At 60.8% G+C, this 9,869-nt stretch carries 9 protein-coding genes and 1 pseudogene; 6 read left to right on the plus strand and 4 right to left on the minus strand.

Annotated elements, in window-relative coordinates:
* From EOA85_RS18065 to EOA85_RS18085, 5 genes and pseudogenes are all read left to right on the plus strand, one after another.
* A pseudogene (locus EOA85_RS18065) lies at positions 1 to 185 on the plus strand (ABC transporter ATP-binding protein); the annotation flags it as partial.
* A 55-nt stretch (positions 186 to 240) separates the two neighbouring features.
* Positions 241 to 1,428, plus strand: a complete 1,188-nt coding sequence (locus tag EOA85_RS18070; RefSeq protein ID WP_240992870.1) for an ABC transporter substrate-binding protein — start codon at positions 241 to 243, stop codon at positions 1,426 to 1,428.
* 70 nt (positions 1,429 to 1,498) lie between these two features.
* Positions 1,499 to 2,386: a branched-chain amino acid ABC transporter permease gene (locus tag EOA85_RS18075; protein ID WP_029355907.1), complete on the plus strand. Its 888-nt coding sequence runs from the start codon at positions 1,499 to 1,501 to the stop codon at positions 2,384 to 2,386.
* Between the two features lie 59 nt (positions 2,387 to 2,445).
* Positions 2,446 to 3,369: a branched-chain amino acid ABC transporter permease gene (locus EOA85_RS18080; RefSeq protein ID WP_245485841.1), complete on the plus strand. Its 924-nt coding sequence runs from the start codon at positions 2,446 to 2,448 to the stop codon at positions 3,367 to 3,369.
* A gap of 249 nt (positions 3,370 to 3,618) precedes the next feature.
* Positions 3,619 to 4,563 (plus strand): lipid kinase, encoded by a 945-nt coding sequence (locus EOA85_RS18085; protein ID WP_127210632.1) that lies wholly within the window; start codon positions 3,619 to 3,621, stop codon positions 4,561 to 4,563.
* Between the two features lie 523 nt (positions 4,564 to 5,086).
* On the opposite strand, the gene EOA85_RS39055 is transcribed toward EOA85_RS18085, so the two are convergent.
* The 4 genes from EOA85_RS39055 to EOA85_RS18105 form a co-directional block, all read right to left on the minus strand.
* On the minus strand, positions 5,087 to 5,581 hold the full coding sequence (locus EOA85_RS39055; protein ID WP_245485840.1) for a hypothetical protein: 495 nt from the start codon (positions 5,579 to 5,581) through the stop codon (positions 5,087 to 5,089).
* 269 nt (positions 5,582 to 5,850) lie between these two features.
* Positions 5,851 to 6,636 carry an ABC transporter ATP-binding protein gene (locus tag EOA85_RS18095; RefSeq protein WP_127210634.1) on the minus strand — a complete coding sequence of 262 codons (786 nt, stop codon included), beginning with the start codon at positions 6,634 to 6,636 and terminating at the stop codon, positions 5,851 to 5,853.
* Positions 6,630 to 7,697: an iron ABC transporter permease gene (locus EOA85_RS18100; RefSeq protein ID WP_127210635.1), complete on the minus strand. Its 1,068-nt coding sequence runs from the start codon at positions 7,695 to 7,697 to the stop codon at positions 6,630 to 6,632. Before EOA85_RS18100 ends, EOA85_RS18095 begins: the two co-directional genes overlap by 7 nt.
* Positions 7,687 to 8,769 (minus strand): ABC transporter substrate-binding protein, encoded by a 1,083-nt coding sequence (locus EOA85_RS18105; protein WP_245485842.1) that lies wholly within the window; start codon positions 8,767 to 8,769, stop codon positions 7,687 to 7,689. The genes EOA85_RS18100 and EOA85_RS18105 overlap by 11 nt, the downstream gene beginning before the upstream one ends.
* A 163-nt stretch (positions 8,770 to 8,932) precedes the next feature.
* On the opposite strand from EOA85_RS18105, the gene EOA85_RS18110 reads away from it, so the two are divergent.
* Entirely contained in the window at positions 8,933 to 9,721 is a 789-nt protein-coding gene (locus tag EOA85_RS18110; RefSeq protein WP_127210637.1) for a class I SAM-dependent methyltransferase, read from the plus strand.
* The last annotated feature ends 148 nt before the right edge of the window (positions 9,722 to 9,869 follow it).

Genomic DNA, 9,869 nt, shown 5'->3' on the forward strand with positions numbered 1-9,869 from the left:
GCCGCACCATTGCCCGGCTCAAGGACGAGGGATTCACGATCGTGCTCGTTGAACAGAATTTTCATTTCGCCGCGTCGGTCGCGGACCGTCACTACGTGGTCGAACAGGGGCGCGTGATCGACACGATCCCCAATGACGAACTCGACGCCAACATCGACAAACTGCACGCCTATCTCGGTGTCTGAGGCAATCATCAACGGCGCGTTGCGCCGCAATCGGAGGAGAGTAGCGATGAAAAAAATGGGGTTTATTCTGGCTTCGCTGACGAGCCTGCTGATGGCCGGCACGGCCCACGCCACGGATGTCAAGATCGGCGTTCTGAATGACCGTTCCGGCATCTATGCAGACATCGCCGGTGAAGGTTCGGTCATCGCGGCCCAGATGGCGGCGGAAGACTTCAAGGCCGCGGACAAGGGCATCAACGTGTCGATCGTCTCCGCCGACCACCAGAACAAGCCGGACGTCGGCTCGAACATCGCCCGCCAGTGGTACGACACTGAAAACGTCGATGTAATCGCCGACGTGCCAACCTCGTCGGTGGCGCTCGCTGTCAACGAGATCACCAAGGAGAAGAACAAGATCTTCCTCGCCTCGGGTCCGGCCTCGTCCGACCTCACCGGCAAAGCATGTTCGCCCAACACCGTCCACTGGACCTACGACACCTGGGCGCTTGCCAACGGCACGGGCTCGGCCATGGTCGCAGAAGGCGGCGATAGCTGGTTCTTCGTCACGGCAGACTACGCCTTCGGCCACGCGCTCGAGCGCGATACGTCGGCGGTCGTCGAAGCATCGGGCGGCAAGGTTCTCGGCGCTGTCCGTCATCCTTTCCCCGGCCAGGATTTCTCGTCCTTCCTGCTGCAGGCGCAAGGGTCGGGTGCCAAGGTCGTCGGCCTCGCAAATGCCGGCGGCGACACGATCAACGCAGTCAAGCAGGCGTCGGAATTCGGCATCACGCAGGGTGGCCAGGCGCTCGCCGCCCTGCTGATGTTCATCAATGACGTGCATGCGCTTGGCCTCGACGTGGCGCAAGGTCTCGTGCTCACCAGCGCGTTCTACTGGGACAAGGACGATCAAACGCGGGCATTCTCTGCCCGCTTCCAGGAGCGGAATGCCGGACAAAAGCCTTCGATGATCGAGGCGGGAGTCTACGCTTCGGTCCTGCATTACCTTAAAGCCGTCGAGGCCGTTGGTGACAAGGATGCGGCCAAGGTGATGGCCAAGATGAAGGAAATGCCGACCGACGATCCGCTGTTCGGCAAGGGTACGATCCGCGCCGACGGGCGCAAGCTGCATGACATGTATCTGTTCCGCGTCAAGAAGCCGGACCAGTCGAAGGGGCCATGGGACTATTTCGAGACGGTGGCCACCATTCCGGCCGACAAGGCGTTCCGCCCGCTCGCCGAAGGCGGCTGTTCGCTCGTTAAATAAGCGAGCCCTCGCCAACGACGCGCCGAACCGCTCGGCGCGTCGTCTCGTCGACAAGTCAGCTGGAGCGACCATGTTCGAACTGCTTGGAATTCCGCCGCAGGTCCTGTTCGGCCAGTTGCTGCTCGGGCTGATCAATGGGTCCTTCTACGCGGTTCTGAGCCTCGGGCTGGCGGTCATCTTCGGTCTCTTGAACATCATCAATTTCACGCATGGCGCGCAGTACATGCTGGGCGCCTTCGGCGCTTGGATGCTGCTCAACTATCTCGGCGTCGGTTACTGGTGGGCTGTGTTCATCGTTCCGCCGATCGTCGGCGTCACCGGGATCGTGCTCGAGCGCGTGCTGATCCGACGGCTCTATCACCTAGACCATCTCTACGGACTGCTTCTCACTTTCGGCCTGGCGCTGATAATCGTCGGCTTCTTCCGCCAGTTTTTCGGCGTATCTGGCCTGCCTTACCCGCCGCCGCCGCTTTTGACCGGCGGGCATAATCTCGGTTTCATGTACCTGCCCAATTCGCGCGCCTGGGTGATTGTGGCTTCCCTGATCGTGTGCCTCGCGACCTGGTTCATCATCGAAAAGACCCGGCTTGGCGCCTATCTGAGGGCAGCGACCGAGAACCCGACGATGGTCGGCGCGTTCGGCATCAACGTGCCGCTGCTGGTCACGCTCACATATGGCTTCGGCGTCGCACTCGCGGGTTTCGCCGGCGTGCTCGCCGCGCCGATATACGCAGTCAATCCGAACATGGGGGCAGACCTGATCATTGTCGTCTTCGCCGTCGTCGTCATCGGCGGCATGGGCTCAATCCTCGGCTCGATCCTCACCGGCTTTGGGCTTGGGTTGATCGAGGGCCTGACCCGCGTGTTCTATCCGGAAGGCTCGGCCGTGGTGATCTTTGTCATCATGGCGCTCGTGCTGCTCGTCAAACCCGCCGGTCTGTTTGGGCGGAGTGTGTGATGGCAACCGACACCAACCCGATCGCTATGGCGACCATCACGTCCGTTGGCGCCGCGGGCATGCCCCGTCATCACCTTGCGATCTTCGCCGCGCTTTTCGTCTTCCTCATCGCCGCGCCATTCCTGCTCTATCCGATCTTTGTCATGAAGGTGCTGTGCTTCGCGCTGTTTGCCTGCGCCTTCAACCTGTTGCTCGGCTTTGGTGGCCTCCTGTCCTTCGGCCACGCAGCCTATTTCGGCATGGCAAGCTACGTCTCGGCCCATGCGGCAAAGGTGTGGGGTCTGACGCCTGAACTTGCCATTATCGCGGGCACGCTGGTGGCAGCCGTGCTCGGTCTCGCCATCGGTTCCCTCGCCATTCGCCGCCACGGCATCTATTTCGCCATGGTGACACTGGCTTTTGCGCAGATGATCTATTTCTTCTCGCTGCAGGCGGCGTTTACCGGTGGCGAGGACGGCATCCAGGCCGTGCCGCGCGGCCATCTGTTCGGGCTGATCGACCTGCGCTCGAGCGAAGTCCTCTATTTCTTCGTGCTCGCCGTCTTCTTCGCCGGCATATTGCTGATCTACCGGATTATCCATTCGCCGTTTGGACAGGTGTTAAAGGCGATCCGCGAGAACGAGCCCCGCGCGATCTCGCTGGGCTATCGGGTCAACCGCTACAAGCTCGCCGTATTCGTGCTGTCGGCCACGCTCGCCGGCGTCGCCGGTGCAACCAAAGCAATCGTGTTCCAATTGGCGTCGCTTACCGACGTCTACTGGACCATGTCCGGCGAGGTCGTGCTGATGACGCTCTTGGGCGGCATGGGCACAGTGTTCGGACCGATCGTCGGCGCGGCAGTCATCGTCACGATGCAGAATTACCTCGCGACATTTGGCGACTGGGTCACCATCGGGCAGGGCATCATCTTCGTTGTCGCGGTGCTGTCGTTCCGGGAGGGCATCGTTGGCGTCCTGTCAAAATGGATCCGGAAGCCGCTCTGAACGAGCATGAGGCCGAAATTTCGGATCATCAACGGTCGACATCGAGAAGTCGACTCACAAAGACGTTTGAGCGTCAGGTTCGGCCAAGTTAGCCGCAGCGGATGCGGGCGACAGCGTCCCCAACCGTGCAGATTCCTCATCGGATGTGACAACCAGCAATTCGGGCTGTTACGAAAATTCAACTCTGGCGCCTTCCCGGGCGCGCGTGTTGACGTCGCAATCCGCAGGCTAGCACCCTATCTACGCCGCATGAACGACATCACGAACAGACGCGCGCTTCTACTCGTCAATCCGAAGGCACGACGCGGGCAGGAATCTATCGCACCGGTCGTCGAGCGGCTGGAAGCCGGTGGGCTCCGCGTCGGCGTCGAGACGTTTGAGGCGCTGCCCGAGATAGCACGCGACATCGTGCGCGTTCGCCATGGGGCCGATCTTGTGATCGTGTGCGGCGGCGATGGCTCGGTGTCCTCGGCGGCGGTCGCGGTTATGGAAAGCCGGCTGCCGATGGGTATCATTCCGATGGGGACGGCGAACGATCTGGCGCGCACCCTCGAAATACCGTTGGATTTGGGAAAGGCGGCCGACGTGATCGTAGAGGGCGGACGACGTCTGATCGACATCGGAACCGTCAATGGTCACGCTTTCTTCAACGTTGCGAGCATCGGCCTCAGCACCGACCTTGCGCAGGGTCTCGATCCGGCGCTGAAGAAGCGTTTCGGCAGGTTTGGCTATGCCTTGGCAGCCATGAAAGTGTTGACCAAGGCCCGCCTCTTCGAAGCAAGGATTACCGAAAAGGGCGTAGCGACCGAAGTCAAGACCTACCAGATTGCAGTCGGCAACGGCCGCCACTATGGCGGCGGCAACATCGTCGAGGAGACGGCGGAGATCGATGACGGTCATCTCGACCTGTACAGCCTGGAAATGACGAACCTCTGGAAAATGGCGCTTATGCTGCGCTCGTTCCGCTCAGGCACGCATGGCGCTTGGAGCGAGGTTCGCACAGCGAGATGCGTCGAGTTTGACATCGAGACGAAAAGGCCGATGCCGGTGAACACTGATGGGGAGATCGTCACCTCGACCCCGGCGCATTTCAAGGTCCACCCGAAGGCGATTTCGGTGTTCGCGCCTGCTGGCGCGCGCATACAGCCCAGCACAAAGGTGCTTGATGATGCGGTCACCGCAAATAGCGGATAGACTGGCGATCAAGCGCGCGTCGAATAAACCCAACCGCCTGCGGTCATCTCTCGATCAGGAGCCCGCGCCTCTGGAACAAGGACGCGGGCTGATCGGGCAACAGCAATTGTCGTCAGCGAGAACACGCCTCAAAGCCGCTAACTTTCGTCTCAAAGCCTTTACTCCAGACGCAAAAGCCCGCCGCACCTTTCGGCGCTGCGGATGAGCGCGACCGATTAAAACTTGTCCGAGAGTGTCTGACGCAGACGATCCATCAGAAATTGTTCATCATCTCCGGGATCGTCGACGAGGCAGCCAGCGCCATGACAACCCTGGTAGCTGCCGTGCTCGTCAAAGTTGGGTTCACCCTCCTTGTCAAACTGGGAGTATTGTCGACAGCCCTATCCGGGTCGTCGCCCATGCAGCCGAGGCCCTGGCAACCATTGTAGCCGTTGGTCACGGCCTGCAGGCCCCACCCCGGTAACAATAGGCTGCAATATGGAACGGTCACCTGACCCTACATAGCCTTCAGACACGTCTTTGATCATTGCTTGAGAAACGCGCCCGTGTAAGTCTGGCCGGCAAGCCTAACGGTTCCGGCCAGGGTTCTGTCGGGCCGCATGACAAAACTGACGTCTGCGCCATTCGGTAGGCGCTCAAGCTTCAACGTACTCCCCACAATTTTTCCAGCGCCGGCGGCCTCTCCCGGATGGTTGTCGCCCAGGGTTCCCCACGCATAGGTAACCGTTACCTTCCCTTTGGAAGAAATCGTCTGAACAGCAAGTATGGCGTCATACATCCCATCCAATCGTCCGGCCCATAGACCCGAAAAAACAGCATACTTTGTCGGAACGGCCTTGTCAGGCGGAGTGACCGCCACGGATTGATGCATAATTGCTGAGCCGGAGGGAACAGCCGCAGGATCCGAGGCAGTTTGGGCGGGAATGGTACCAAGTTCTAATGCAGGTTCGGGAGTGGGTTGCGGCGCTTCAGGAGCCGATTGGCACGCGGTTATGGCAAGCGCCGCGAAGCCAAGCATTGCGTTGCACATTCGGCGTGCCATCTTCTGGTGCCCCGGCCATCTCTAGATCTAGCGCAGGCTAACCTTATCGCGCGTTTTCACGACCTCTGTCTACCCAAGGTCTCTCGTACAACAGCGGCTCGTCAAAGGACGTGCAGCGGTCGTCAGTGAACGCCTCCCTTCGTCGCCCAAGTAGCCGCCTGGGCGATAACAAATGTTTTTAATTCAAACGTTTACGCAGAATTTTCGATCTATTTTCTAGGTTTTGGCTTTCGACCACAGATGCCTTAAGCTGCTATCGACGCAGCCGCTGCCGTCTCGACCGCGACGCCATCCACCATCACATGACCGATGCCCCGCGAGCAGCGCTCGATCCGCGCCTCGACGCGGTACACGTCACGCAAAAGCGCCGGGGTGACAACATCTTCCGGCGTGCCGCAGGCGATCATCCGGCCGTCTGCAATGACGATGCATTTGTCAGCGAAGCGCAGGGCCTGATTGAGGTCGTGAATTGCGATCAGCACCGCAATCCCGTGCTTGCGCGCAAGCCCGCGCATAAAGCTTAGCACCTCGACCTGCCGGTGCAAGTCAAGCGCGGATGTCGGCTCGTCCATGAGCAGGATTTCAGGTTCGCGGGCGAGGGTCTGGGCGATGCTCACCACCTGCCTTTGCCCCCCGCTCAATTCTCCGACATTGCGAAAGGCAAGATCCGAGATGCTGAGCGCAGCCAGGATGCCGTCTATGAGTGCGAGGTCGCCATCGCTAACCGACCAGGCAGAGCCCTGCTTGCGGGCGAGCAGGATCGATTCATAGACGGTCAGCACCGCGTTGGCTGCCGAATCCTGCGGCATGTAGCAGATGCCGTCCGGTCCCTTCGCCGCTCCCTCGAGGCAGACGCGCCCCGGGCCTTTCAAGAGCCCTGCGATGCGCTTGAACAGCGTTGACTTGCCCGCTGCGTTTGGCCCGATAACGGCGACTACCTCGCCACCTCGGAAAATGGGAGTTGAAACGTCCGAAAGGACGAGCCGCGTCCCGTGGAAGGCTCCGAGACCATCGAGCCTGATCGTTACCATGAGCGCCTCACATTCGAGAGGATCAGCGAGATGAAGAAGGGAATGCCGATAAGCGAGGTGACGATGCCGATCGGGAAGATCGTGCCTGGAATGAGCGACTTGCTGGCAACCGAACTTGCCGAAAGGATGAGGGCGCCAGCAAGCGCTGAAGCGGGCAGGAAGAAGCGTTGATCTTCCCCGATCAGCATGCGGGCGATGTGCGGACCGACGAGCCCGATGAAGCCGATGGTGCCGACGAAGGCGACGGGAATGGCAGCAAGCAGGCTCACCATCATCATGGTTTCGAGCCTCAGGCGTGCGACCTTGACCCCAAAGCTCGCGGCCTTGTCTTCGCCTAGCCGCAACGCCGTCAGCGCCCAGGCGCGGCGCGCGAATATCGGCAGCGTTGCGATAAGGATGAGGCTGGTGATGATGAGCTTGGGCCAGGTGGCCTTGGTGAGGCTTCCCATCGTCCAGAACACGACCGCGGCGAGCGCCTGCTCCGAGGAAAGATACGCGACGAGCGACAGCAGCGCATTGAAGGTGAAGACGAGCGCGATGCCGAGAAGCACGATGGTTTCGACCGTCACGCCGCGCTTGAGACTCAGCAGGTGGATGACGAGCGCGGTCAGCATCGCCACCACGAAGGCGTTGAGCGGCACGACATATTCGATCGCGGCGGGGATGAGCGCGACGCCGAAGGCGAGCGCGAGCGCGGCGCCGAAGCTGGCCGCCGCCGAAATGCCGAGCGTGAAGGGGCTGGCGAGCGGATTATTGAGGATGGTCTGCATCTGCGCACCGGCGACCGACAGTGCTGTGCCAACGACCACGGCCATCAGCGCGATGGGAAGCCGAATTTCCCACAGTACAACGCGCACCTGAGGGGGCACGCTGGCGGGAGAAACGAGCGCGAGCACCACCTGGTCGAGGCTGTAGCTGGCAGGGCCGAGCGCAAGATCGACGCAAAGGCTCAGGAGCAGCGCCAGGGCGAGCCCTGCGAGCATAAGCTGCTTGCGCAGAACAAGTGCGCGGTAGAGGCCGCGCCCTTCCTTGGCCGATAGTGTAGCGGGTTCACTGCTCATCGGAGAGCGAGACCCAATGGCCAGGCCTGTATTCGACCGGCAAGAACTTCTCGTGCAACTCCTTGAAGGTGGCCTCAGCATCCAGATCGCCGAACAGGTCGGGATGCAGCCATTTGGCCATCTGCTGGATGGCGACGAACTGATAGGGGCTGTTGTAGAACTGGTGCCAGATGGCGTGGATCCGCCCGTTCTCCACCGCCCTGATGCCGGTGAGGGCGGGCCGCTCCGTCAGGCCCTTGAGTTTCTTCAGTGCTGCCGTTTCGTCCGCGCCGGGACCGACGCCGACCCATTTGCCACCCGGCACATAAGCCTCCCAGTTACCGCCCGTAACAATCACCTGGTCGGGATCGCTCGCGATGATCTGTTCGGGATTGAGCGCACCAAAAGTGCCCGGGATCAGATCCGCCGCGATATTCCGGCCGCCGGCCATCTCGACGAACTTGCCGAAATTGTCGTTGCCGAAGCTCATGCAGCAGTCATCTGAATAGCCCCCGGCGCGCTCGACGAAGACGGTTGGGCGCTTTGGATCCTTCTCTGCGATCACCTCGGTGACGCGCGCGATCTGCGCGGCGCGGTAGGCGATGAACTCCTCGGCCCGCTTTTCCTGGCCAAAGAGCTTGCCGATGAGGCGCATGCTCGGCTCGGTGTTGGTGAAGGGATGCTCGCGGAAATCGACATAGACCACCGGAATGCCAACGGCGGCGAGCTTTTCGATATATTGCGCGTCCTCCGTTGCCTGCTTGGACTCGATGTTCATGATCATCACGTCCGGCTGAAGCGCGATGGCCTGCTCGATGTCGAAGGTGCCGTCCTTGAAACCGCCGAAGGTCGGGATCGTGGCCATCGAGGGGAATATTTCCAGATAGACGGCGTAATTGTCGGGATCGGCCTGGGAGAAATCCTCGCGCCAGCCAACGATTCGCTTGAAGGGGTTGTCGGTATCGAGCGCGGCGATCAGGTAGATTTGCCGGCCTTCGCCGAGGATGACCTTCTCGACCGGCGTCTTCACTTCGACCTTACGGCCACTAATGTCGGTGACGGTCTCGGCGCGCGCGCCGAGGGTAAGCGGCATGAAGGCCGCGAGGGCGACCGCGGCCGCAAATATCGACTTCAAAATCATTGTGCTCTCGCAATTCAGTTTTGCCCACCCCGCTTAGAAAACGTGAATTGTCTAATCAAGTATTATCTTTTAGAGCAATTCCAATGTACCGCTTTTGGGGAGAGCGTTTCGGGCAATGACGGCTCACGCAAACTATTCGCTGCGCGACGAAATTCGGGACTATTGGTCCGATCGCGCCGAGACGTTCGACCTGCAGGTCGGCCACGAGATTTTTTCCGAGCGCGAGCGCGCTGCCTGGCATGCGCTTATAAGCAGGCACCTTGGGCCTGGAGCCGGGCGGGCGGCTCTGGATCTTGCCTGTGGGACAGGCGTCATTTCGCATCTGATGCACGATCTAGCCTTTGTGGTGACAGGCCTCGACTGGTCGGAAGCCATGCTTGCCAAGGCGCGCGCCAAGGCACAAAAACGCGGCGCCGATATCCGCTTCATCCTGAGGGATGCTGAACGGACGCTCGAGGACAGGGCGAGCTACGATGTCATCGTCACCCGTCACCTGGTCTGGACGTTGGTGGATCCGAAGACGGCCTTTGCCGAATGGTTCTCGCTGCTGAAGCCCGGCGGCAAGCTGCTGATCATCGACGGCGATTTCGTCAGCCGCAACTGGGCGATGGGTTTGCGGGAACTTTGGGAGAAGCTCACGGCCGGCAAGTCCCGGGTCTCGGACAATGACGGCGCCTCGATGGCCAGACGCCATCAGAGCATTCTTGCTCGTATCTATTTCTCGGGCGGCGCACGGGCGGAAGAGATAGCGCGCTTGCTGGCCGAAGCCGGGTTGGAGCAGCCTGTCGTCGACTGGAAACTGGGCGCGATCCATCGCGCTCAGTCTCGACAGATGAGTTGGCCCAAGGCGCTCGAACGCGTCACTCAACATCGCTTCGCGATCTGCGCGACAAAGCCGCAGTAGACTCCTCGGCGCTGCCGGCGTCGGGATGGCGCGGGCGGCGGCACGACTGCGAATAGCTGCCGATCTGCGGTCAGCTCAGATGCGCCACCGAGTATTATTTCTTCTGACTGGCGTCCTGCAAGATCATTTCCGATGCCTTCTCCGCGAT

Source organism: Mesorhizobium sp. M5C.F.Ca.IN.020.29.1.1 (assembly GCF_003997375.1).
In the GTDB taxonomy this organism is placed as follows: Bacteria; Pseudomonadota; Alphaproteobacteria; order Rhizobiales; family Rhizobiaceae; genus Mesorhizobium; species Mesorhizobium wenxiniae.

Bases quoted from the DNA above. Each gene is read 5' to 3' on its own strand.
- EOA85_RS18095 (WP_127210634.1), bottom strand. From the start codon at position 6,636: ATGGTAACGATCAGGCTCGATGGTCTCGGAGCCTTCCACGGGACGCGG.
- EOA85_RS18085 (WP_127210632.1), top strand. From the start codon at position 3,619: ATGAACGACATCACGAACAGACGCGCGCTTCTACTCGTCAATCCGAAG.
- EOA85_RS18105 (WP_245485842.1), bottom strand. From the start codon at position 8,769: ATGCCGCTTACCCTCGGCGCGCGCGCCGAGACCGTCACCGACATTAGT.
- EOA85_RS18100 (WP_127210635.1), bottom strand. From the start codon at position 7,697: ATGAGCAGTGAACCCGCTACACTATCGGCCAAGGAAGGGCGCGGCCTC.
- EOA85_RS18075 (WP_029355907.1), top strand. From the start codon at position 1,499: ATGTTCGAACTGCTTGGAATTCCGCCGCAGGTCCTGTTCGGCCAGTTG.
- EOA85_RS18080 (WP_245485841.1), top strand. From the start codon at position 2,446: ATGCCCCGTCATCACCTTGCGATCTTCGCCGCGCTTTTCGTCTTCCTC.
- EOA85_RS18110 (WP_127210637.1), top strand. From the start codon at position 8,933: ATGACGGCTCACGCAAACTATTCGCTGCGCGACGAAATTCGGGACTAT.
- EOA85_RS39055 (WP_245485840.1), bottom strand. From the start codon at position 5,581: ATGCTTGGCTTCGCGGCGCTTGCCATAACCGCGTGCCAATCGGCTCCT.
- EOA85_RS18070 (WP_240992870.1), top strand. From the start codon at position 241: ATGGGGTTTATTCTGGCTTCGCTGACGAGCCTGCTGATGGCCGGCACG.